Source organism: Nonomuraea sp. NPDC005650, assembly GCF_040605375.1.
In the GTDB taxonomy this organism is placed as follows: domain Bacteria; phylum Actinomycetota; class Actinomycetes; order Streptosporangiales; family Streptosporangiaceae; genus Nonomuraea.
In genome coordinates this window covers 397,309-419,175 of sequence record NZ_JBEXCR010000004.1, presented here as the reverse complement: position 1 = coordinate 419,175, position 21,867 = coordinate 397,309, and the positions used below count along the sequence as shown (strand labels likewise).

Sequence of the window (21,867 nt, the reverse complement as noted above, 5' to 3'; positions counted from 1 at the left end):
CCACGGCCGCGCCTGCAGGGCGGGTGGGCCGCGCCGGGAGAGATTGGCGGACGTAGCCGGAAAAGTCCCTCCCGAGGAGCCCATGGAGTCGCTGCTGGTCCTGCACGCGGTGGCGGCGGTGTGCGCTCCCTGGCTGGTCAGGCGCATGTCCCTGGCCGTGCTCGCCCTTCCCCCGGGCATCGCCTTCCTCGCCGCGCTGCTGTGGCTGCCGCCGCGCGAGCACACGACCTGGGCGCCCGTGCTGGGGCTGGAACTCTCCTTCCGCGCCGACGCGCTGGCCGTGCTGATGATGTCGCTGGTCACCGGCGTGGGCGCGCTGGTCATGATCTACAGCTCCCGCTACTTCGCCCGCGACGACGAGGGGCTCGGCCGCTACGGCTGCTTCATGACGGGCTTCGCCGGGTCGATGCTGGGGCTGGTGGCGGCCGACAACCTGCTCCTGCTGTACGTCTTCTGGGAGCTGACCACCGTCTTCTCCTACCTGCTCATCGGGTACGACCCCGCGAGCAGGCAGAGCAGGCAGGCCGCCATGAAGGCGCTGATGGTCACCACGTTCGGCGGCCTGGCCATGCTGGCGGGGTTCGTGCTGCTCGGGGAGGCGGCGGGCACGTACCGGATCTCGGAGGTCGTCGCGCACCCGCCTCGCGTGAACGCCGTCGCCGTCGTCCTCATCCTGGCCGGCGCGCTGTCGAAGTCGGCGGTCTTCCCGTTCAGCACCTGGCTGCCGGCCGCCATGGCCGCCCCCACCCCCGTCTCCGCCTACCTGCACGCGGCCGCCATGGTGAAGGCCGGGGTGTACCTGCTGGCCCGGCTCGGCCCCGCGCTCGGGGACCTGACGGCCTGGCGGACGGTGGCGGTGCCGCTCGGCCTGGTCACGATGGTGCTGGGCGGCTGGCGGGCGCTGCGCGAGACGGACCTCAAGCGGCTGCTGGCCTACGGCACGGTCAGCCAGCTCGGGCTCCTCACGGTGCTGTTCGGCTCGGGGAACGGGGGCGCGGCGCTGGCCGGCGCGGGCCTGCTGCCGGCGCACGCGCTGTTCAAGGCCGCGTTGTTCCTGGTGGTGGGCATCGTCGATCACGCGGCGGGCACCCGCGACCTGCGCGAGCTGAGCGGGGTCGGCCGGGCGATGCCGTGGGTGTGCGCGGTCGCGGTGCTGGCGGGCGCGTCGATGGCGGGGCTGCCGCCGCTGGCGGGGTTCGTCGGCAAGGAGGCCGCGCTGGAGGCGGTCATGGGCGCGCCGGTCGTGCTGGCCGGCGTGGTGGCCGGGTCGGCGTTGACGGCGGCGTACACGCTGCGGTTCCTGTGGGGTGCGTTCTTGGACAAGCCGGGCCTGGAGCCGAGGCAGGTGCATCGCGCGCCCCCGGCCATGACCGGGCCTGCCGCGCTGCTGTCGGCGCTCGGGCTGGTCCTGGCGCCGTTCGCCGGATGGTACGCCAACGCCTTGTCCGGATATATCGGGACTTATCGCGTCAAGGGGCCTGACGTTCATCTGGTGCTGTGGGGCGGCTTCACCCTGCCGCTCCTGCTGTCGGCGGTGTCGCTGACGGCCGGGGTGGCGCTGTTCCTGGCCAGAGAGCCCGTGGCCAGGGCCGGGGCGGCGCTGCACGTGGTCGACTCCGCGCAGCTCTTCTGGGCGCTCGTGCAGCGACTCGACCGCTTCGCCATCCAGCTCACCGGCCTCATCCAGCGCGGGTCCGTGCCCGACTACCTGACGCTCACCCTGCTGGCCGCGGTCGGCGTCGGCGTGTTCTCCCTCGTCTCCGGCGGCCCGCCCCACCTCGGGGTGCCCGTCGTCCTCTGGCAGAGCCCCGAGCAGCCCGGCGTCGCCGTCCTGACGGTGGCGGCGGCCGTGCTGGCGCTGTTCGCCCGCGCGTTCATCCTGCTGGCCCTGGTCATCGGCCTCACCGGGTACGGCACGGCGCTGCTGTTCCTCGCGCACGGCTCGCCCGACCTGGCGCTGACCCAGTTCCTGGCCGAGACCTTGAGCCTGGTCGTGTTCGCGCTGGTGCTGCGGCGGCTGCCGCTCGGCCCGGTCAGGGGACGGCTGCCGTTCCCGTTCCGGCTGGGGCTCGGGCTGGCCGTGGGCGTGGTGGTCACCGGGGCGGGCATGCTGGCGATGGGCGCGCGGACCGCCGAGCCGGTCGGCGCGCTCCTGGGCCCGGCCGCCGAGCAGGCCGGCGCCCGCAACATCGTCAGCGCCCTCATCGTCGACGTCCGCGCCTGGGACACCATGGGCGAGAGCACGGTGCTGGTCGTGCTGGCCCTGGGCGTGACGAGCCTGGTGTTCCTGCGGCGCAGGTCGTACCACATCGAGCCGGGCCCGGTGCCGGCCGCCGAGCGCACCCGCTGGCTGTCGGCCACGCTGCCGCGCGGGCAGCGGGCGCTGGCGTTCGAGGTGGTGGCCCGGCTGACGTTCCACACGCTGCTGGTGCTCTCGGTGTTCCTGCTGTTCATCGGGCACAGCGCGGTCGGCGGCGGGTTCGCCGGCGGCATCGTGGCCGGAATGGCGATCACCGTGCGCTATCTCGCGGGCGGGCGGAACGAGCTGGCCGCCGCCGTGCCGATGCACGCGGGCGTGCTCATGGGCGTCGGGCTCACGCTCTCGACGGGCACGGCGCTGGCGGGGCTGCTGTTCGGGCGGGCGGCCCTGGACCTGCTGTCCGTGGACGTGAGCGTGCCACTGGCAGGGCACCTGCACCTGTCCACGGGGCTGCTGTTCGACCTCGGGGTGTACGTGTCCGTCGTCGGCATGGTCCAGGACGTCCTGCGCGGCCTCGGCGCCGAGCTGGACCGGCAGGAGGGCGCGTGACCGTCGCCCTGCTGCCGTTCCTGGCCTGCTTCGCGCTGGTCGCCACCGGGGTCACGCTGCTGCTGGAGCGGAGCCTGGTACGGGTGCTGGCCGGCGTCATCCTCCTGGGCAACGGCGTCAACCTGCTGATCGTCACCGCGGGCGGCGACCCGGGCGGCCCGCCCTTCGTGGACGTCAGCGGGCGGGCCGATCCGCTGCCGCAGGCCATGGTGCTCACGGCGATCGTGATCACTTTGGGGGTGACGGCGTTCCTGCTCGCCCTGGTGCACCGGTCGTGGCAGCTGTCCGGGAGCGACGAGGTACAGGACGACACCGAGGACCGCCGGATCCGGCTGCGCGCCCGGCGCGGCGAGCTGAGCGACGCCGTACGCGCCCGGCGGGACGCCTACCGGCGGCTGGTCATCGAGCAGCGCGCCGAGCTGGCCAAGCTCGCGGCCGAGCAGGCCGAGCGCGAGCGGCTGCAGGAGGCCGACCTGGAGCAGCGCATCTCGCGGGTGCACGACGAGCTGGGGCGGTGGATGCACGAGCGGCTGCTGGAGGGGCTGACGGAGGAGGAGGTGCACCGGCGCTTCGAGGAGGCGGGGCTACGCGAGGAGGCGGGCCTGCGGGAGGACGCGGCCGCCCTGGACAACGCCGAGCGCATCGAGGAGCTGCGCGAGCAGCACGCGCGGGGGCGGGAGGAGCAGGTGGCCAGGGAGCGGGTGCTGCGCAGGAAGCTCAAGGCGCGGCAGCGGGAGGCGCGCAGGCAGATGCGGGCGGCCATCAGGGAGGAGCGCGAGCGCCAGGCCCTCGCGCAGGACCCCGAGCTGGAAGGCGAGGACTGACCGTGAAGAGCAGGGTCCGAGCACGGAGCCGCGGGTCCGCACCGGAAGGCGAGGGCTGACCCCGGTGGAGACGGCCTGGGTGGGGACGGCTTGGGTGGAGAGGCTGATCTGCGTGCCCGTGCTGCTGCCGCTGCTGGCCGCCGGCGTGAAGCTGGCGATCGGCGGGCGGCTGCGCCGGCTGCAGTCGCTCATCAGCCTGGTCACCCTTGCCGTCTCGGTCGTCGTCTCGGCGCTGCTGCTGGTCGCCGCCGACGCCCGCGGCCCGCTGGTCACCGAGCTGGGCGGCTGGCCGCCGCCGATCGGCATCTGCCTGGTGGCCGACCGCCTGTCCACGCTGGTGCTGCTGGTGTCGTCGGCGGTCACGTTCTGCGTCATGGTGTACTCGGTCGTCAGCGCCCACGCCTCGCAGGAGCACGACGCCCCCATGGCGATCTTCCATCCGGCGTTCCTGGTCATGGTGGCGGGCGTGGCGGACGCGTTCCTGTCGGGTGACCTGTTCAACCTGTACGTGGCGTTCGAGCTGCTGCTGAGCGGCTCGTACGTGCTGCTCACCTTCGGCGGCACCGAGTCCAGGATCCGGGCGGGCGCCACGTACACGCTGATGGCCCTGGCCTCGTCGATGTTGTTCCTGATCGCGCTGGGAGTCACCTACGCGGCCACGGGGACGCTGTCGATGGCCCAGCTCGCCGAGCGGTTCGCCCGGCTGCCCACGCAGGTGGCGCTGCTGGTGGAGCTGACGCTGCTGCTGGCGTTCGGCATCAAGGCGGCGATCTTCCCCATGTCGGCCTGGCTGCCGGACTCCTACCCCACGGCGCCCGCCCCGGCCACGGCCGTGTTCGCCGGCCTGCTGACCAAGGTCGGCGTCTACTCGATCGTGCGTCTGGAGGCGCTGCTGTTCCCGGGCGGGCCGGTCTCGACGCTGCTCATGTGGGTGGCGCTGGCCACGATGCTGACGGGCGTGCTGGGCGCGGTCGCACAGACCGACCTCAAGCGCATGCTCTCGTTCACGCTGGTCAGCCACATCGGCTACATGGTGTTCGGCGTCGGCCTGTCCACGGTGGCCGGGCTGGCCGGGGCGATCTTCTACGTGGTGCACCACATCACCGTGCAGACGACCCTGTTCCTGGTGACCGGGCTGGTGGAGCGGCGCACCGGCACCACCTCGGTCAACGGGCTCGGCGGCCTGATGACGACCGCGCCGCTGCTCGCCGTGCTGTTCTTCGTGCCCGCCATGAACCTGTCGGGCATCCCGCCCATGTCCGGCTTCCTCGGCAAGCTGATGCTGGTGCAGGCGGGCCTGGCCGACGGCCGCCCGCTGCCCGTCGCCCTCGTGGCCGCCGGCCTGGTGACGAGCCTGCTCACCCTGTACGCGGTGGCCAAGACGTGGGGGAAGGCGTTCTGGCGCGGTCCGCGGGCCGTGCGGGTGGGCACGGTCGTGGAGAGCGAGGAGTACACCGGCGAGGACCCCACCGTCACGACGACGGCCGTCCCGGGGGCGCTGACGGCGGCGGTGGCGGCGCTGGTCGCGATCGGGCTGTCGTTCACGGTGCTGGCCGGCCCGCTGTCGGCGTTCACGCACCGGGCCGCCGCCGAGCTGATGGCCCGCGAGCCGTACGTCACGGCCGTCCTCGGGGGGCGGCCGTGACGCCGCGGCTGGCGCTGATCGCCTGGCTGGCGGTGGTGTGGGTGATGTTGTGGGGCGACCTGTCGCCCGGCAACGTGCTGGGCGGCCTGGCGGCCGGGCTCGTGGTGACGTGGCTGCTCCCGCTGCCCGTCCTCGACCCGGGCATCAGGATCCACCCGGTGGCGCTGGTGGGCTTCCTGCTCTGGTTCGGCCGCGACCTGGTGGTCTCGACCGTGCGGGTGGTGGTCTGGGTGGTGCGGCCCGGCGTGCCGCCGACCCAGATCGTCCGGGTACGGCTGCGTACGTCGTCGGAGTCCATGACCGTGATGATCATGATCGCGCTGTCGACCGTGCCCGGCAGCCTCGTCGTGGAGGCCTACCCCGAGGAGCGCGAGCTGGTCCTGCACGTGCTGGGGCGTCCGGGCGACGTCACCGAGGCCGTACGGGCGGACGTGGCCGGGCTGGAGTCGCGCATCGTGGCGGCGTTCGGCACCCGGCGGGACCAGGAGGAGCTGCCGTGACCGTGGTCTATCTCGTGACGCTCGTGCTGCTCGGCTGCGCGGCGGCGGCCACGCTCTACCGGGTGGCGCGCGGCCCCACGATGCTGGACCGGGCGGTCGCGGTCGACGTGATGACGTCGCTGGCCATGTGCGCCGTCGGAGCGTTCGCCGTGGCCCGGGACGACTATTCGGACCTGCCGATCCTGCTGGTGCTCTCGCTCCTGGGCTTCGTCGGGTCCGTGTCGCTGGCCCGCTTCTTCGCGGGGAGATCGCGATGAGCCTGCTCGACGTGGCGGCGGCGGCCTGCCTGCTGCTGGGCGCGGCGCTGGCGCTGACGGCCGGGGCCGGGCTCGTCCGGTTCCGCACCACGCTGGACCGCATGCACGCGGGCACCAAGCCGCAGGTGCTCGGCGTGCTGCTGGTGCTGCTGGCCATGTGGCTGCACCGGCCCACCTGGGCGAGCGCCGGGCCGCTGCTGCTGGCGGGCGTCTCCCAGGTGATCACCGTGTCGGTCGCCGCGTACACGGTGGCTCGGGGCGCCTACTCGCGCGAGCGCGCGGACGACGACACCGAGCTGCCGCCGGAGGACTGATCGTCCGAGCGGCTGATCGCGGCCTGGCCGAACCAGGTCCACAGGGCCTCCCGCCGCCTCCCGCCGCAGAGAGACTTCCCCTTCCTCGGCGGGGCGCGCTAAAACATCGCCCGCAGGATCTTGGCCGGGCCGATGGGGAGGTCGCGCACGCGGTGGCCGATGGCGTGGTGCACGGCGTTGCCGACCGCGGCGGCGGTGCCGACGATGCCGATCTCGCCGATGCCCTTGCTGCCCATGGGATTGAGGTCGCCGTCCTCCTCCTCCAGCCAGACCGCCTCGATCCGCTCCACGTCCGCGCAGGCGGGCACGTGGTACTGGGCCAGGTCGCGCCGGAGGAAACCGCCGAACTCCTCGTCGGTGTACGTCTCCTCCATCAGCGCCATCCCCATGCCCATCGTCATGCCCCCGATGAACTGCGACCTGGCCAGCTTCGCGTCCACGATGTGCCCCGCGGCGAACACGCCGAGCAGGCGCGACACCCGTACCTCACCCGTCACCGAGTTGACCCGCACCTCGGCGAACTGGGCACCGAAGGCGTGCCTGGCCAGCTCCGCGTCCCGCGCGACCTCCTCTGTGGTGTCGGCGCGGCCCACGGTGCCGTTCACCTTGAGGTGCTCGCAGGCGCGCACGATCGCCGAGCCCCACGAGGCCGTGCCCATGGAGCCGCCCGCGAGCGGGGCGTCCGGCAGGTCGCTGTCGCCCAGCTCGACGTGCACCCGGTCGGGCGCGACGCCCAGCGCCTCGGCCGCGATCCTGCCCAGCGCGGTACGCGAGCCCGTGCCGATGTCGGCGGCGGCCAGCTGGACCAGGAAGTCGCCCTCCCGCATGGAGACGACGGCCTTCGACGGCCAGCGCTTGGCCGGGTAGGTGGAGGCGGCCACACCGGTGCCGACCAGCCACTCGCCCTCCCGGCGGCGTCCCGGTTCTGGGTCGCGCCGGTCCCAGTCGAAGCGGCGGGCGCCCTCGCGCAGGCAGGCGACCAGGTTGCGGGAGCTGAACGGCAGGCCGCTGTCCGGCTCGGCCTCCGGCTCGTTGACGACGCGCAGCTCGATCGGGTCGATGCCGGCGGCGCAGGCCAGCTCGTCCATGGCGGACTCCAGCGCGTACATGCCGGGGCACTCGCCCGGGGCGCGCATCCACGACGGGGTGGCCACGTCCAGCCGGACGAGCCGGTGGGCGGTGCGCAGCGCGGGCGTGGCGTACATGACGCGCGTGGGCGTCGTGGTCTGCTCGGCGAACTCCACCAGCGTCGAGCTCTGCTCGTAGGCCACGTGCTCCACCGCCGTGAGCCGGCCGTCCGCGTCCGCGCCGAGCCGCAGCCGCTGGATCGTGGGCGTGCGATAGCCGGTGACGTCGAACATCTGCTGCCTGGTCAGCACGATCTTGACCGGCCGGCCGACGGCCCTGGCGGCCAGGGCGGCCAGCACGGCCTGCGGCCTCGACGTGCCCTTGGAGCCGAAGCCGCCGCCGACGTGCCGGGCCACCACCCGCACCTGCTCGCTCGGCAGACCCAGGGTCTTGGCGATGAGGTCGCGGCTGGCGGATGTGCCCTGCGTGGTGTCGTACACCAGCAGCCTGCCCTCGCCGTCCCACAGCGCCAGGGCGGCGTGCGGCTCCATCGGGTTGTTGTGCAGGACGGGGGTCGTGTAGGTCACGTCGATCGTGGTCTCGGCCGCGTCGAGCCCGGCCTCCACGTCGCCCTTCACCGTGTCGGACGGGAAGGAGGGGTTGACGGTCTCCGGCTGGTACAGATTGGGGTGGTCGGAGCGCAGGGCCACGTCGTGGAGGTCCTGCTCGTACTCGATGACGATCGCGTCGGCGGCGGCGCGGGCGTTCTCGTAGGTGTCGGCCACGGCGGCGGCCACGAGCTGGCCCCGGTAGGCGACGTCCCGGCTCTGGAAGAGCGCCAGCTCGCCCTCGGCGGCCGGGCCCAGCCGGGGCGGGTCCTGGCAGGACAGCACGGCCAGCACCCCTGGCATGGCGAGCGCGTCGCGGGCGTCGACGCGCTTGATGCGGCCCTTGGCGATCCGCGACTGCACGGGGTAGGCGTACGTGAGGCCCTCGACCGGGTATTCGGCGGCGTACGTGGCCAGCCCGGCGACTTTGACGCGGCCCTCGACGCGGTTCACGGCGCCAGCTCCTCAAGGGTGCGGACGATCAGGTTGCGGGCCAGCGGCACCTTGAAGCCGTTGCGCGGGAGCGGGCGGGCCTGCTCCAGCTCGGCCTCGGCGGCGGTGCGGAACGCCTCCGCGGTCGCGGGGCCGCCGACCAGGACCTGCTCGGCGCGCTCGGCCCGCCAGGGCGCGTGGGCCACGCCGCCGAGCGCGATGCGGCAGCCGGTCACGGAGCCGTCGCGGACGTCGAGCACGGCGGCGATGGACACGAGGGCGAAGGCGAACGACGCCCGCTCGCGTACCTTGCGGTAGAGCGAGGCGCCCGGCGGCGGCGCGGGCAGCTCCACGGCCGTGATCAGGTCGCCCGGCTCCAGCACGGTGTCCCGCTCGGGCGCATCGCCCGGCAGCCGGTGCAGCCCCGGCATCGGGATGACCTTGTCACCCCCCTGACCGGTGACGTGCACCTCGGCCTCCAGCGCGGCCAGTGCGACCGCCATGTCCGACGGGTGGGTGGCCACGCAGGCGTGCGTGGTGCCGAGGATCGCCAGGCCAGCGTGGTCGCCCTCGATGGCCGGGCAGCCGGAGCCGGGCTGCCGCTTGTTGCACGGCCGGGTGACGTCCTGGAAGTAGGTGCAGCGGGTGCGCTGCAGCAGGTTGCCGGCTACCGTGGCCATGTTGCGCACCTGGCCGGAGGCGCCGGACAGCACCGCCCGCGCCAGCATCGGGTAGCGGGAGCGCACCAGGGGGTCGCCCGCCAGGTCGCTGTTGCGGACGGCGGCGCCGACGCGCACCCGGTCCCCGGCCTGCTCGATGGTGTCGAGCGGCAGCCTGCCGACGTCCACCAAGCGGTCCGGCTCGGCCACGCCCAGCCGCATGAGGTCCACCAGGTTGGTGCCGCCGCCCAGGTACATGGCGCCCGGCCCGAACCTGCGCACCGCGTCCGCCGCGCTGCCCGCCCGGGCGTACTCGAAGAGCTTCACGGCGCGACCTCGGCGATGGCGCTGACGATGTTGACGTAGGCGCCGCACCGGCACAGGTTGCCGCTCATACGCTCCCTGATCTCCTCCGGCGTCAGGCCGGGATCGTCGCGGAGATCGCCGGTGATCGCGCTCGGGCCCGTCTCCCGCAGCATCCCCACCGCCGAGCAGAGCTGCCCCGGCGTGCAGTAGCCGCACTGGAAGGCGTCGTGCTCGATGAACGCGGCCTGCAGCGGGTGCAGATCGTCGCCCTCGGCCAGCCCCTCGACGGTGACGATCTCCGAACCGTCCATCGCCACCGCCAGCGCCAGGCAGGAGTTGGCCCGCCGCCCGTCGATCAGGACCGTGCAGGCCCCGCACTGCCCATGGTCGCAGCCCTTCTTGGCGCCGATCAGGCCCAGCCGTTCGCGCAGCAGGTCGAGCAGCGACATCCGAGGGTCCACGTGCACAGAGCGTGACACGCCGTTCACCATCAGGGTGATGTCCATGGCGCACGACTACCCGACCTCCCGACGAGCCAATCTCTGCGGTGGGTAAAGCACAGCCCGCCCCGCGGTGTCCGTTTTGTCGCTGTGATGGGGGGTAGCCGAGCGGGCATGGGGGTGTCGATCGACGAGCAGGTGACGGAGTCGGCGGCGATACTCACCGTCAACGCCGGTTCGTCGAGCTTCCGCCTGGACATGGTGGAGGGCGGCTGCGTGCTGGACAGCGTGCGCACCGAGCGCGCCATAGACCCCGGCTCGGCCAGGGAGGAGCTGTCGGCGTTCCTGGGCGGGCACTTCGGGCGCGACATCCGCGCCGTGGCGCACCGCCTCGTGCACGGCGGCGATCTCGTCCGGGTCCCCTCGGTGGCCGACGACGAGACGGCCGAGGCGCTGCGCGCCCTGACGAGCCTGGCGCCGCTGCACCTGCCGCCCGCGCTGGCCCTGCTGGACGCGGCCCGCGCTGAGCTGCCTGCCCTGCCGCACGTGCTCTGCCCGGACACCGCTTTCCACGCCGGCCTGCCCGAGGAGGCGGCGGTCTACCCGCTGCCGCTGTCCTGGCGGCAGCGGTACGGGCTGCGCCGCTACGGCTTCCACGGCCTGTCGTACGCGTGGGCGGCCGACCGGGTGGCCGAGCTGCTCGGCCGCCCGCCGGCGGAGCTGGACCTCGTGCTGACGCACCTGGGCGGCGGATGCTCGGTGTGCGCGGTGTCGGGCGGGCGCAGCCTGGACACCTCGATGGGCTTCACCCCGCTGGAGGGGGTGCCCATGAGCAGGCGTTCGGGCAGCGTGGATCCGGGGATGCTGATGTGGCTGCTGGACTCGGGGCGGCTCACGGTGGCGGAGCTGAGCGAGGGGCTGGAGCGCCGTTCCGGCCTGCTCGGGCTGTCGGGCGGCTTCTCGGGGGACACGCGCGAGCTGGTGGCCGCCGCCCGGGAGGGCGACTCGGCCGCGGAGCTGGCGCTGGACGTGTTCAGCCACCGGGTGAGCAGGGAGATCGCCGCCGCGGCCACCTCGCTGGGGCGGATCGACGCGCTGGTGTTCACCGGGGAGATCGGCTGGGGCCAGCCTGAGGTGCGCGAGGCCGTCTGCGCCCGCCTCGGGCTGCTCGGCGTCGAGCCCCCCGCCCTCGGCAACCGCCACGACGACGGGCCGGTCAGCGCGTACGACGCGGCGGTGCCGGTCATGGTGGTGCAGGTGCGCGAGGAGTTGCAGCTGGCCCGCGAATGCCTGCGCGTGCTCGCGGAGGAAGACGAATGACGGTCCCGCGCATGTGACGCTTTGTCGGTGACGGGTGGTTGGATCTCTGGTGTGGAGGCGTCGGTCGAGCAGCTCGTCTACGTCCGGGAGGACGAATACACCGTCGCGCGCATGAGCGCCGACGGCGAGCCCGATTTCGTCGCCACCGGGCGGGCGCTGGCGGGGGCTCAGCCGGGCGAGACGCTGCGGCTCTTCGGCGAGTGGGGCCGGCATCCCCGCCACGGGCGGCGCTTCGCGGTCAGCGGGTGCGAGCGGATCGTGCCCTCCTCGGTCCGGGCCATCCGGATCTACCTGGGGTCGGGGCTGATCAGGGGCATCGGGCCGCGGCTGGCGTACGCGATCGTCGACCACTTCGGCGAGGCCACGCTCAAGGTGATCGACGGCGAGCCCGAGCGGCTCACCGAGGTCGTCAACATCGGGCCGCTGCGGCAGGGGCAGATCGTCCAGGCGTGGCAGGAGCAGAAGGCGATCGCCGCGCTGATGGTGACGCTGCAGGGGCTCGGGGTCAGCCCGCTGCTGGCGGCCAAGATCTACCAGGTGTTCGGGCAGGACGCCGACGAGGTCCTGGCCACGGACCCCTACCGGCTGATCGGGCGGGTGCGGGGGATCGCGTTCCGCATCGCCGACAAGATCGCGCTGCAGTCGGGGGTGCCCGAGCGCAGCCCGCAGCGGGTCAAGGCGGCGCTGCTCGACCGGCTGGAGGCGGCGGGCAGCCGCGACGGCCACTGCTTCGTGCCGGTGCCCGCGCTGGTGCGGGAGACGGCGGAGCTGATCGAGCAGGACCAGGAGCTGGTGCACCCGATGATCGACGCGCTCGTGGCCGACCGCCGGGTGGTCGTGGAGGCCGCCCCCGACCGGCCGGGCGCGGCGGTGGCGTACGCCAAGCACGTGCACAGCAGGGAGGCGGCGCTGACCGAGCAGGTCACCCGGCTCATGCGGGCCCGCTCGACGCTCCCCCTGCGCTCCTTCCCCGACGACCCCGGGCTGCACGAGGACCAGCAGGCGGCCGTCAACATGGCCCTGACCAGCACCGTCTCCATCATCACCGGCGGCCCCGGGTGCGGCAAGAGCCATACGGTCAAGGCCATCGCGACCACGGTCCGGGCGGCCGGCGGCACGGTGACGCTCACCGCGCCCACGGGAAAGGCGGCCAAGCGCCTGTCGGAGCTGACCGGGCTGCCCGCGATGACCGTGCACCGGATGCTCGCCCGGCAGCCCGATCCCGACCCTGAGACGCTGTTCGACGAGACGCCGTCGCAGGCCGACCTGATCGTGGTCGACGAGGCGTCCATGCTCGACCTCCACCTGGCCACCCGGCTGACCGCCGCCGTGCCGTCCGGGAGCCACCTGCTGCTCATCGGCGACAGCGACCAGCTGCCCAGCATCGGGCCCGGCGACGTGCTCGCCGACCTGCTGCGGGTCGAGGCGGTCCCGCGGGTGCAGCTCACCCACGTCTTCCGGCAGGCGGGCGGCAGCGGCATCATCGACGCCGCCCACCGCATCCGCGCCGGCCGGCTCCCGGTCAGGACGGCCGGGGGCGGGTTCTGGTTCGAGGAGCTCGACGATCCGGCCCAGGTGGCGCGGCGGGTGGCCCACCTGGCGATGGTGGCGATCCCGCGCAAGCAGAACGTCGAGCCCGGCCAGGTCCAGGTGCTGTGCCCGATGCGCAAGGGCGAGACGGGCGCCACGGCGCTCGGGCGGCTGATCCAGGACCAGCTCAACCCGGCCGCCGACGACAAGCCCGAGCACTGGTCGGGCCCGTCGGTGTTCCGCGTGGGCGACCGGGTCATGCCGATCCGCAACAACTACGACAAGGGCGTCTTCAACGGGGAGACCGGCACGGTGACGGCGGTCGTGCCGGAGGAGCGCACGATCGAGATCCGCACCGACGACGGCGAGAGCGTGCGCTACGGCTTCGACGAGCTCGACGACCTGACCCACGCCTACGCGATCAGCGTGCACCGCTCGCAGGGCAGCGAATACCCGTTCGTGGTGGCGCCCATCGTGGCCGAGTCGGGCGGGGTCATGCTCCGCCGCAAGCTCCTCTACACGCTGGTGACCAGGGCGAAGGCGTGGGTGGTGCTGGTGGGCCAGCGGGAGGCGCTGGAGCTGGCGGTCCACCGGATCGGCCACCGGCGCAACACCGGCCTGGCCCGCCGCCTGGCCCTCGCCCTGGAAAGCTGACCCGGCGACCGCCCTCGCCCTGGACGGCTAGCCCATCGGCGGTCCCCCGGGGCTCGGGCGGGACAGCGAGGTGGCCAGGAGCTCGGCCAGGTGGCGGGCCTGGCGGCCGGTGCGGCCGGCGGCGATCTGGGTGCGGCAGGAGAAGCCGTCGGCGAGGATCGCCTGCTGCTCACCCGCCGCCCGGACCGCGGGCCAGACCGACTCCTCCGCGCAGGCCGCCGAGACGTCATAGTGCCCGCGTTCGAACCCGAAGTTCCCGGCCAGGCCGCAGCAGCCCGCGTCCAGGACCTCCGTGCGGATCCCGAAGCGGTCCAGGACGGCGCGGTCGGCGTCGTAGCCCATGACGGCGCTCTGGTGGCAGTGCACCTGGGCCACCGCCTCCCCGCCCGACGAGGCCGGGCGCCAGTCGGGCGCCCGCGACTCCAGCAGCTCGGCGAGCGTCAGCGTGCGCTCCGACAGCAGCCGCGTGTCCGGCGTGTTCAGCAGCTCCGGCCCGTCGGCGCGGAAGACGGCGGTGCAGCTCGGCTCCAGGCCCACCACCGGCACCCCGGACTCCGCCCACGGCCGCAGGGCGCGCACGCTGCGGGCCAGCACCCGCCGCGCGATCCCGAGCTGTCCCGTGGAGATCCAGGTCAGCCCGCAGCACAGCGCCACCGGCGGCACGTGCACCTCGAACCCGGCCGCCTCCAGCACGCTCACCGCCGCCTGCCCGACGTGCGGGTCGAAGTTGTTCGTGAACGTGTCCGCCCACAGCACGACCTTGCCCCGCGTGCCGGGCCGCGCCGGGCCCCGCCGCTTGAACCAGTCGGTGAAGCGCTCCTTGGCGAAGCGGGGCAGCTCCCGCTCGGCCGCGACCCCCGCGACGGCCTTGAGCAGCCGCGACAGGCCCGGCGCGCCCGCCAGGGCGTTGAGCGGGCCGGGCGCGGAGGAGGCGAGCGCCGCCCACAGCGGCAGCCAGCCCATGGAGTAGTGGGCGCGGGGCCGGATCCGGCGCCGGTAGTGGTGGGACAGGAACTCGGCCTTGTACGTGGCCATGTCCACGTTCACCGGGCACTCGGACCGGCAGCCCTTGCAGGCCAGGCACAGGTCGAGCGCGTCGCGCACGGCGGCTGACCGCCAGCCGTCCTCGATCAGCTCGCCCCGCACCATCTCCCCCAGCAGCCGGGCCCGCCCCCGCGTGGAGTGCTCCTCCTCGCGCGTCACCCGGTAGCTGGGGCACATGACCCCGCCCTCGAAGGCCTGCTGGCGGCACTTCCCGACCCCGACGCACCGGGTGGCCGCGTGCCCGAACCGGCCGTGGTCGCGCGGGTAGTCGAAGGACTTCTGCCGGGGCTCCAGCGGGTAGAAGTGCCGCTGGGCGAGGTCCTGGTCGAGGCGGTTGGGGTGGACGACCTTGCCGGGGTTCATCCGGTTGCGCGGGTCGAGGACGGCCTTGAACCGGCCGAACGCCTCCACCACCTCGTCGCCGAACATGCGGGGCAGCAGCTCGGCCAGCGCCTGCCCGTCGCCGTGCTCCCCAGACAGCGAGCCGCCGTAGGCGGCCACCAGGTCGGCCGCCTCCTCCGCGAACGCCCGGTAGCCGGCGATCCCGTCGTCGGTGTGCAGGTCGAGCGGGAGCCTCCCGTGCACGCATCCCTGCCCGAAGTGTCCGTACAGGGCCGAGTCCGCGTAGCCGTGGCGGCGCAGCAGCCCCTCGTAGTCGCGCAGGTACGCGCCCAGCCGCTCGGGTGGCACGGCCGCGTCCGACCAGCCCTCGTACGTCTGCCGCCCCGACGGCGGGTACGCCTCCACGCCCAGGCTGGACTCCCGCCAGCGCCACAGCTCGTCCTCCTGGGCCGGGTCGCCGAGGAAGGTGTGGGTCGCGTGCTGCCCCACGTCGCGCATCAGCCCGTGCGCCCGTTCGAGCGCCTCCTCGGCCGAGTCGCCGCCGAACTGCACCAGCAGCCACCCCGCCCCCTCGGGCAGGTGGCGGAGCGCGGGATCGTCGGGGCGCTCCTGGCGGGCGAGCCGGCACATCCGGTCGTCCATGGCCTCCAGCGCGAGCGGCAGGTGCGCGGCCACGGCGGGGACGGCGTCCGCCGCCGCGAAGATGTCCTCGAACCCGAGCACCGCCAGCGACCGCGCGGCCGGCCTGGGCACCACGGCCAACTCGGCGCGCAGCACGGTCACCAGCGTGCCCTCGCTGCCGACGAGGGCGCGGGCCACGTTGAAGCCGTTCTCGGGCAGGAGCTGGTCCAGGTTGTAGCCGGAGACGCGCCGCTCCAGCCTGGGGAAGCGGGTGCGAACCAGCTCCATGGTGTCGTCGCGCAGGTCGCGCAACTGCCGGTAGATCTGGGCCGCCCGGCCGCCCTCGGCCTGGATCCTGGCGTACTCGGCGTCGTCGGTCGGCCCGACCCACGCGCGCACGCCGTCGTAGGTGAGGATCTCCAGCCGCAGCACCGACTCCGACATCTTCCCGTACGCCTGCGCGGACGCCCCGCACGAGTTGTTGCCGATCATGCCGCCGATCGTGCAGGTCGGATGGCTGGACGGCCGGGGCCCGACCATCAGGCCCTCCGGCTCCAGCACGTGGTTCACCGCGTCCAGCACCGCCCCGGCCTGCACCGTGATCCGCCTGCCCGTGACGTCCACGGACTCGACCGCCCCGCAGTACTTGGACCAGTCGATCACCACGGCCGCGTTGCAGCACTGCCCCGCCAGGCTGGTGCCGCCGCCCCGCGACAGGACCGGCACGTCGCGGGCCCGGCACGCGGCCACCGCGGCCACCCCGGCGTCGAGCGTGTTGGGCACCACGACGCCGATGGGCACCTGCCGGTAGTTGGACGCGTCCCGCGCGTAGGCGGCGCGGCTGCCGGTGTCGAAGCGGATCTCGCCGTCGACCGTCTCCTCCAGCCGCCGCAGCAGCGGCTCGACGTCGATCTCGCGCGGCCGGCGCGGGCGCGCGAGGGGCGTACCTACCAGGCTGTCCATGTTTCCCGCCATCTTCCGCCGCCCGTCCCTAGACGCCGAGCAGATCGGTCAGGCCGTCGGTGTGCGTCATGTCTGTCCTGTCCTTCCCCCGGCAAGGAGTTCCCCCTGGTCAAAGGTAACTTTGCGGGGCGTCGCAGGCAGGCTGCGACACCCGGGGAGCCATCACGTCGAAACCCGCTTGACGGGCGCGGGATCATTGCGGTGATGGACGAACGGCGTGTGATACGCGTTTCCAAATACCTGGCCAGGCATCTGCGGCACGACCCGGGGCGCATCGGCCTCACGCTGGACCCCAACGGCTGGGTGCCGGTGGACACGCTGCTGCGGGCGGCGGCCGAGCACGGGTTCCCGATCACGGCCGCGGAGCTGTGGAAGGTCGTCGAGTCCAACGACAAGCGGCGCTACGCGATCGAGGACGGCCGGATCCGGGCGAACCAGGGCCACTCGGTGCCGGTGGATCTCGACCTGCCCGCCGTGGAGCCGCCCGAGGTGCTCTATCACGGCACTGTGGGCCGGGTCCTCGCGGCGATCAGGGCGGAGGGGCTGCGGCCCATGAACCGGCACCACGTGCACCTGTCGCCCGACCGGGAGACGGCCACGCGGGTCGGGGCGCGGCGGGGCGTTCCCGTGGTGCTGGTGGTGGCGGCCGGGGCGATGCACGCCGACGGGCACGAGTTCCGGGTCAGCGCCAACGGGGTGTGGCTGGCCGACCGCGTGCCGCCCGGCTACCTGCGGTTCCCCTCCTGACGCCGGGCGCGCAGGGTGTCGCGGGCGGCCATCAGCGCGAACCCGAGCAGGTTGGCGCCCTGCCACGCCGCCGGGGACGCGGCCCGCTCGTCCGAGGCCGCCAGCCCGATGCCCCACACCCGGTCCACCGGGCTCGCCTCCACCAGGACCCGGCCCGCCGTGCCGAGCAGGAAGTCCGCCAGGTCCTCGTGCGCCCCGAACTTGGCGACGTTGCCGCGCACCACGATGCCGAAGCAGTGCGCGTCCCACGTGGGCTCGTCGAAACCGCGCACGGTCCGGCCCAGCGCCTTGGCCTCGCCCGGGTGCCGGGCCGCGAGGATCTTGTCCGCGCTCTCCCCGTCGCCGAACAGCCACGCCTTGTGCGCCATCATGTAGTGCTCGGCCGAACCGTACGTGTGGCCGTCCTCCGTGAAGGTGACCGGCCACCACTGGCTGAGGCAGCCCGGCCCGACGCCGCCGTCGCGGGCGGGCTGGTGGCCCCAGAAGTACAGGTACTTGACGCGCCGGCCGGACTGCTCGGCGGCGACGGCCTCGTCCACGGTCATGGGAAGTTCGTCGGACATGTCCCCATACCTTACGCTCGCGAGCTCGCCCTCCCGAGGCGGTCGGCGAGCTCGCGCAGCACCGGCACCAGCTCCGGCGGGTCGAGCACCTCGAAGTCGAAGCCCTTGGCCGCGACGTGGATCGCCAGCTCGTCCAGCGAGTTGGAGCCGGCCAGGAACAGGCACGTGCGCGCGTCCACCGCCTCCAGCCGCCCGGCCCCCGGCGAGGTGCGGGGCGCGACCGCCTCCATGGGCGCGTGGAAGAGGACACGCGCCTGGTAGCGGTAGGGGGCGGAGGTGATGGCGCGCGAGACGTACGCGGCCGCGTCCTCCTGGGGCGGCGTACGCGGCACGAAGCGGGCCCCCGGCTCCCCCAGGGGCCCCTCGATCCGGTCCACCCGGAACGTCCGCCAGTCCTCCTTGGCCACGTCCCACGCCAGCAGGTACCAGCGGCGCGGCGTGTGCACCAGCCGGTGCGGCTCCACCTCACGCGCCGCGACGCCCTCCCGCCCCCGATAGCGCAGCCGCAGGCGCCGGCTGTCGCGGCAGGCGGCGGCGAGCCCGGCCAGCACGTCGGCGTTCACCTCGGGGGCGGCCGCGCCGGCCAGCGGCACCGTGGCCGCCTGGAACGCGCTCACCCGGTGGCGCAGCCGCGACGGCAGCACCTGGTGCAGCTTGGCCAGCGCCCGCAGCGCCGCCTCCTCCAGCCCGGCGACGCTGCCGGTCGCGGCCGTGCGCAGGCTGATCGCCACGGCCACCGCCTCTTCGTCGTCCAGCAGCAGCGGCGGCAGCGCGGCGCCCACGCCGAGCCGGTAGCCGCCGGCCACGCCGGGAGTGGCGTCCACGGGATAGCCGAGCTCGCGCAGCCGCTCGATGTCGCGCCGCACGGTACGCAGGCCGACCTCAAGGCGTTCGGCCAGCTCGGCGCCGCTCCAGTCCATGCGCGACTGGAGCAGGGACAGCAGGCGGAGCAGCCGCGCCGAGGTCTCCAACATGAGAGTGATTCTGCCGGACATCGGTGCCAGAACCTGTCACCAATCCCTTCTACTGTCGCAGACATGACGAACAGCGGCATCACCCCCTATCGCATCGACATCCCGCAGGCCGACCTCGACGACCTGCGCGACCGTCTCCGGCGTACGCGCTGGGCCCCCGAGCTGCCCGGCACCGGCTGGGAGCGCGGCGTGCCCACCGGCTACCTGCGCGGCCTGGCCGAGTACTGGGCCGACGGCTTCGACTGGCGCGCCCAGGAGGCGGCGCTGAACGCGTACCCGCAGTTCACGACCACGATCGACGGCGCGGACGTGCACTTCCTGCACGTCCGCTCCGCCGAGCCGGACGCCACCCCGCTGCTGCTCCTGCACGGCTGGCCCGGCTCGGTCGTCGAGTTCCTGGACGTCATCGGCCCGCTCACCGACCCGGTCGCGCACGGCGGCGCCGCCGAGGACGCCTTCCACCTGGTCGTCCCGTCGCTGCCCGGCTACGGATTCTCGGGCCCGCTGCCCGGCACCGGCTGGACGGACGGCCGCACGGCGGCCGCGCTCGTGGAGCTGATGTCCCGGATCGGGTACGACCGGTACGGCGTCCAGGGCGGGGACGTGGGCGCCTTCATCGCTCCCCTGATGGGCCGGGCCGCGCCGGACCACGTCATCGGCGTGCACGTCAACGGGCTGCTCACCTTCCCCGACCCGGCCGTGATGGGCTCGCTGACCGAGGCCGAGCAGGGCCGGATGGCCGGGATGCGGGAGTGGCAGGACAAGCTGGGCGCGTACATGCAGTTGCACGGCACCCGGCCGCAGACCATCGCCGCCTCGCTGCACGACTCGCCGGCCGGGCAGCTCGCCTGGATCGTGGAGAAGTTCAAGGACTGGACGGATCCCGCGGCGAAGCTGCCCGAGGACGCCGTCGACCGGGACCGGATCCTCACCGACGTCAGCGTCTACTGGTTCACGCAGACGGCGGGGTCGACGGCGCACACGTACTACGAGCGCTTCAACGACTTCGCCGCGTGGGCGCCCAAGGAGCGGGGCACGGTGCCCACCGCGGTGGCGGTCTTCCCCACGGACTTCTCGGTGCGCCCGCTGGCCGAGCGCGTGCACAACGTGGCGCGCTGGACGGAGTTCGGCCGCGGGGGCCACTTCGCGGCGCTGGAGACCCCGGACCTGCTGGTGACGGACCTGCGCGAGTTCTTCAGCCGGCTCCGCTAGGGCAGCTCGGCGAAGCGCTCGACCTGTTCGGTGCGGCCGGAGACGAGGACGACGTCGCCGTAGGACAGCTCGGTCTCGGCGGTCGCGTACGTGAACTCCTCGCCCGGCGCCTTGACCGCCACGATGGTCACGCCGTATTTCCTGCGCAGGTTGGAGCTGCCGAGGGGGACCCCGACGTACTCCTTGGGCGGGGTGGTCTTGACCAGCGCGAAGTTCTCGTCCACCTGCATGTAGTCGAGCATGCGCCCGCTCACCAGGTGGGCCACCCGCTCACCCATGTCGTGCTCGGGGAAGACGACGTGGTGGGCGCCGATGCGGCTCAGGATCCGGCCGTGCTGGGTGCTGATCGCCTTGGCCCAGATGTCGTTGATCTCCAGCTCGACCAGCAGCGACGTGGTGAGGATGCTGGCCTCGATGTCGCTGCCGACGCCCACCACCGCCTGGTAGAAGTCGGACACGCCGAGCTGGCGCAGCGCCTCCATGTCGGTGGCGTCCGCGGTCGCGATCTGCGTGATCTGCCCGGCCAGGCTCTGCGTGACCTTCGGCCGGTTGTCGATGGCCAGGACCTCGGTGCCGCGCCGGATCAGCTCCAGCGCCAGCGACGTGCCGAACCGGCCGAGGCCGATGACCACGACGGGGTTGTTGTCAGCCAACGATGACTCGCTCCTCGGGTAGCTCGTAATGTCGGGAGCGCTGGTTGAGCGCCAGCGCGGAGCCCATGGTGAGCGGGCCGATCCTGCCGACGAACATCAGCATCGTCAGCAGCAGGTGGCCGGCCACGCCCAGGCTCGGGGTGATGCCGGTGCTCAGCCCCGCCGTCCCGAACGCCGCGACCACCTCGAACAGCACCTGGTCCAGGCCGTGCGGGGTGAGGGCGAGCAGCACGTACGTGGACACGGCGACCAGCGTGACGCCCAGCACCGTGATCGTGACGGCCTGGCGCTGCGTGGCCTCGGGGAGCCTGCGGTGGCCGATGTTGACCCGGCTCTCGCCGCGCACCTCGGCCCAGACGACGAACGCCAGCAGCCCGAACGTGGTCACCTTGAGCCCGCCCGCCGTGCCCGCGCTGCCGCCGCCGATGAACATCAGCACGTCGGTGGCCAGCCAGCTCGACGGGTACATCTGGGAGATGTCCAGGGTGTTGAACCCGGCCGAGCGCGGCATGACCGCGGCGAAGAACGCGGCCAGCAGCTTGCCAGGGTCGTCGAGCGCGCCCAGCGTGCGGGGGTTGCGCCACTCGGTCATCAGGAAGAGCAGGGTGCCCAGCACCAGCAGGGTGACGCTCACGCCCACGGTGACCCTGGTCAGCACGCTCCACTTGCGCGGGTGCCGCCAGGATCGGACCAGCTCGAACACCACGGGGAAGCCGAGCCCGCCGACGATGACCGCGAGCGCGACGGTCAGGCAGATCCACGGGTCGGCGACGAACCGCATGAGGCTGTCCGGCCAGAGCGCGAAGCCGGCGTTGTTGAAGGCCGTGACCGCGTGGAACGCGCCCAGGTAGGCGGCCCGGCCCAGCGGCTCGCCGTAGCCGATGGCGAAGCGGGCGGTGAGCGCGACGGCGGCGACGGCCTCGCACACGAGGCTGAACAGGACGACCTTGCGCACGACGCGGCGCACGTCGCTCATGCTCAGCGTCTTGGTCTCCGCCTGCGCCGCGATCTTGGCCCGCAACCCGAGGCGGCCGGAGACGAGCACGGTGAACAGGGTGGCCATCGTCATGATCCCCAGCCCGCCCACCTGCACGAGTCCCGCGATCACCACCTCCCCGAACACCGACCAGTGCGACTCGGTGTCCACGATCACCAGCCCGGTGACGGAGACGGCCGAGGTGGCGGTGAACAGGGCCACGATCCAGTCGGCGGGCGCGCGCTCGGTGGTGGCGATCGGGAGGGCCAGCAGCACCGTGCCGATCGCGACGGCCAGCCCGAACCCGGCGGCCACGACCTGGGCGGGGTGCCGGAACCGGGTTAAGAACGACGGCCTCATGCTCATCATCTGGCCCCGCCACACAGGTCACGCATCGAGAACGCCT

Annotated in this window: 18 protein-coding genes; 10 read left to right on the top strand and 8 right to left on the bottom strand. The window is 73.4% G+C overall.

Annotated elements, in window-relative coordinates; translation table 11 throughout:
• Positions 1-82 precede the first annotated feature (82 nt).
• The 6 genes from ABZS69_RS09705 (at position 83) to ABZS69_RS09680 (ending at position 6,349) form a co-directional block, all read left to right on the top strand.
• Positions 83-2,809 carry a Na+/H+ antiporter subunit A gene (locus tag ABZS69_RS09705; RefSeq protein WP_355369101.1) on the top strand — a complete coding sequence of 909 codons (2,727 nt, stop codon included), beginning with the start codon at positions 83-85 and terminating at the stop codon, positions 2,807-2,809.
• Positions 2,806-3,633 carry a Na(+)/H(+) antiporter subunit C gene (locus tag ABZS69_RS09700; RefSeq protein WP_355369099.1) on the top strand — a complete coding sequence of 276 codons (828 nt, stop codon included), beginning with the start codon at positions 2,806-2,808 and terminating at the stop codon, positions 3,631-3,633. Before ABZS69_RS09705 ends, ABZS69_RS09700 begins: the two co-directional genes overlap by 4 nt.
• Before the next feature lie 94 nt (positions 3,634-3,727).
• Positions 3,728-5,278, top strand: a complete 1,551-nt coding sequence (locus tag ABZS69_RS09695; RefSeq protein ID WP_355369097.1) for a Na+/H+ antiporter subunit D — start codon at positions 3,728-3,730, stop codon at positions 5,276-5,278.
• Positions 5,275-5,778 (top strand): Na+/H+ antiporter subunit E, encoded by a 504-nt coding sequence (locus ABZS69_RS09690; RefSeq protein WP_355369095.1) that lies wholly within the window; start codon positions 5,275-5,277, stop codon positions 5,776-5,778. Before ABZS69_RS09695 ends, ABZS69_RS09690 begins: the two co-directional genes overlap by 4 nt.
• A complete protein-coding gene (locus tag ABZS69_RS09685; RefSeq protein WP_355369093.1) occupies positions 5,775-6,035 on the top strand; it encodes a monovalent cation/H+ antiporter complex subunit F in 261 nt (86 codons plus the stop codon). Before ABZS69_RS09690 ends, ABZS69_RS09685 begins: the two co-directional genes overlap by 4 nt.
• Complete coding sequence (locus ABZS69_RS09680; protein ID WP_355369091.1) at positions 6,032-6,349, top strand: monovalent cation/H(+) antiporter subunit G; 318 nt, start codon at positions 6,032-6,034, stop codon at positions 6,347-6,349. Before ABZS69_RS09685 ends, ABZS69_RS09680 begins: the two co-directional genes overlap by 4 nt.
• A gap of 98 nt (positions 6,350-6,447) precedes the next feature.
• Here the strand turns inward: ABZS69_RS09680 and ABZS69_RS09675 are convergent, their stop codons facing one another.
• The 3 genes from ABZS69_RS09675 to ABZS69_RS09665 are packed head-to-tail and all read right to left on the bottom strand — an operon-like array spanning position 6,448 to position 9,928.
• On the bottom strand, positions 6,448-8,478 hold the full coding sequence (locus ABZS69_RS09675) for a xanthine dehydrogenase family protein molybdopterin-binding subunit (RefSeq protein WP_355369089.1): 2,031 nt from the start codon (positions 8,476-8,478) through the stop codon (positions 6,448-6,450).
• A complete protein-coding gene (locus ABZS69_RS09670) occupies positions 8,475-9,443 on the bottom strand; it encodes a xanthine dehydrogenase family protein subunit M (protein ID WP_355369087.1) in 969 nt (322 codons plus the stop codon). Before ABZS69_RS09670 ends, ABZS69_RS09675 begins: the two co-directional genes overlap by 4 nt.
• Positions 9,440-9,928 (bottom strand): 2Fe-2S iron-sulfur cluster-binding protein, encoded by a 489-nt coding sequence (locus ABZS69_RS09665; RefSeq protein WP_355369085.1) that lies wholly within the window; start codon positions 9,926-9,928, stop codon positions 9,440-9,442. The genes ABZS69_RS09670 and ABZS69_RS09665 overlap by 4 nt, the downstream gene beginning before the upstream one ends.
• A 108-nt stretch (positions 9,929-10,036) precedes the next feature.
• Here ABZS69_RS09665 and ABZS69_RS09660 point away from each other — a divergent pair, with 108 nt between their 5' ends.
• On the top strand, positions 10,037-11,182 hold the full coding sequence (locus ABZS69_RS09660; protein WP_355369083.1) for an acetate/propionate family kinase: 1,146 nt from the start codon (positions 10,037-10,039) through the stop codon (positions 11,180-11,182).
• A gap of 51 nt (positions 11,183-11,233) precedes the next feature.
• The gene (locus tag ABZS69_RS09655; RefSeq protein ID WP_355369081.1) at positions 11,234-13,366 is read left to right on the top strand and encodes an ATP-dependent RecD-like DNA helicase; all 2,133 of its coding nucleotides are present in this window, start codon (positions 11,234-11,236) and stop codon (positions 13,364-13,366) included.
• Between the two features lie 27 nt (positions 13,367-13,393).
• On the opposite strand, the gene ABZS69_RS09650 is transcribed toward ABZS69_RS09655, so the two are convergent.
• Positions 13,394-16,336 (bottom strand): FAD-linked oxidase C-terminal domain-containing protein, encoded by a 2,943-nt coding sequence (locus ABZS69_RS09650; protein ID WP_355369079.1) that lies wholly within the window; start codon positions 16,334-16,336, stop codon positions 13,394-13,396.
• A 204-nt stretch (positions 16,337-16,540) separates the two neighbouring features.
• Between ABZS69_RS09650 and ABZS69_RS09645 the strand changes: the two genes are divergently transcribed.
• The gene (locus tag ABZS69_RS09645) at positions 16,541-17,083 is read left to right on the top strand and encodes an RNA 2'-phosphotransferase (RefSeq protein ID WP_355369077.1); all 543 of its coding nucleotides are present in this window, start codon (positions 16,541-16,543) and stop codon (positions 17,081-17,083) included.
• On the opposite strand, the gene ABZS69_RS09640 is transcribed toward ABZS69_RS09645, so the two are convergent.
• Positions 17,062-17,646, bottom strand: coding sequence for an NADAR family protein (locus tag ABZS69_RS09640; RefSeq protein WP_355369075.1), 585 nt, complete (start codon positions 17,644-17,646; stop codon positions 17,062-17,064). The genes ABZS69_RS09645 and ABZS69_RS09640 overlap by 22 nt on opposite strands.
• Before the next feature lie 11 nt (positions 17,647-17,657).
• The gene (locus ABZS69_RS09635; RefSeq protein WP_355369073.1) at positions 17,658-18,620 is read right to left on the bottom strand and encodes a WYL domain-containing protein; all 963 of its coding nucleotides are present in this window, start codon (positions 18,618-18,620) and stop codon (positions 17,658-17,660) included.
• A gap of 63 nt (positions 18,621-18,683) precedes the next feature.
• Between ABZS69_RS09635 and ABZS69_RS09630 the strand changes: the two genes are divergently transcribed.
• Entirely contained in the window at positions 18,684-19,832 is a 1,149-nt protein-coding gene (locus ABZS69_RS09630; protein WP_355369071.1) for an epoxide hydrolase family protein, read from the top strand.
• On the opposite strand, the gene ABZS69_RS09625 is transcribed toward ABZS69_RS09630, so the two are convergent.
• A complete protein-coding gene (locus ABZS69_RS09625; RefSeq protein WP_355369069.1) occupies positions 19,829-20,485 on the bottom strand; it encodes a TrkA family potassium uptake protein in 657 nt (218 codons plus the stop codon). The two genes, ABZS69_RS09630 and ABZS69_RS09625, sit on opposite strands and share 4 nt — an antisense overlap.
• The gene (locus tag ABZS69_RS09620) at positions 20,478-21,821 is read right to left on the bottom strand and encodes a potassium transporter TrkG (protein WP_355369067.1); all 1,344 of its coding nucleotides are present in this window, start codon (positions 21,819-21,821) and stop codon (positions 20,478-20,480) included. The genes ABZS69_RS09625 and ABZS69_RS09620 overlap by 8 nt, the downstream gene beginning before the upstream one ends.
• Positions 21,822-21,867 lie beyond the last annotated feature (46 nt).

Bases quoted from the DNA above. Each gene is read 5' to 3' on its own strand.
- ABZS69_RS09630 (WP_355369071.1), top strand. From the start codon at position 18,684: ATGACGAACAGCGGCATCACCCCCTATCGCATCGACATCCCGCAGGCC.
- ABZS69_RS09640 (WP_355369075.1), bottom strand. From the start codon at position 17,646: ATGTCCGACGAACTTCCCATGACCGTGGACGAGGCCGTCGCCGCCGAG.
- ABZS69_RS09680 (WP_355369091.1), top strand. From the start codon at position 6,032: ATGAGCCTGCTCGACGTGGCGGCGGCGGCCTGCCTGCTGCTGGGCGCG.
- ABZS69_RS09705 (WP_355369101.1), top strand. From the start codon at position 83: ATGGAGTCGCTGCTGGTCCTGCACGCGGTGGCGGCGGTGTGCGCTCCC.
- ABZS69_RS09635 (WP_355369073.1), bottom strand. From the start codon at position 18,620: ATGTTGGAGACCTCGGCGCGGCTGCTCCGCCTGCTGTCCCTGCTCCAG.
- ABZS69_RS09645 (WP_355369077.1), top strand. From the start codon at position 16,541: ATGGACGAACGGCGTGTGATACGCGTTTCCAAATACCTGGCCAGGCAT.
- ABZS69_RS09620 (WP_355369067.1), bottom strand. From the start codon at position 21,821: ATGAGGCCGTCGTTCTTAACCCGGTTCCGGCACCCCGCCCAGGTCGTG.
- ABZS69_RS09665 (WP_355369085.1), bottom strand. From the start codon at position 9,928: ATGGACATCACCCTGATGGTGAACGGCGTGTCACGCTCTGTGCACGTG.
- ABZS69_RS09660 (WP_355369083.1), top strand. From the start codon at position 10,037: ATGGGGGTGTCGATCGACGAGCAGGTGACGGAGTCGGCGGCGATACTC.
- ABZS69_RS09650 (WP_355369079.1), bottom strand. From the start codon at position 16,336: ATGGACAGCCTGGTAGGTACGCCCCTCGCGCGCCCGCGCCGGCCGCGC.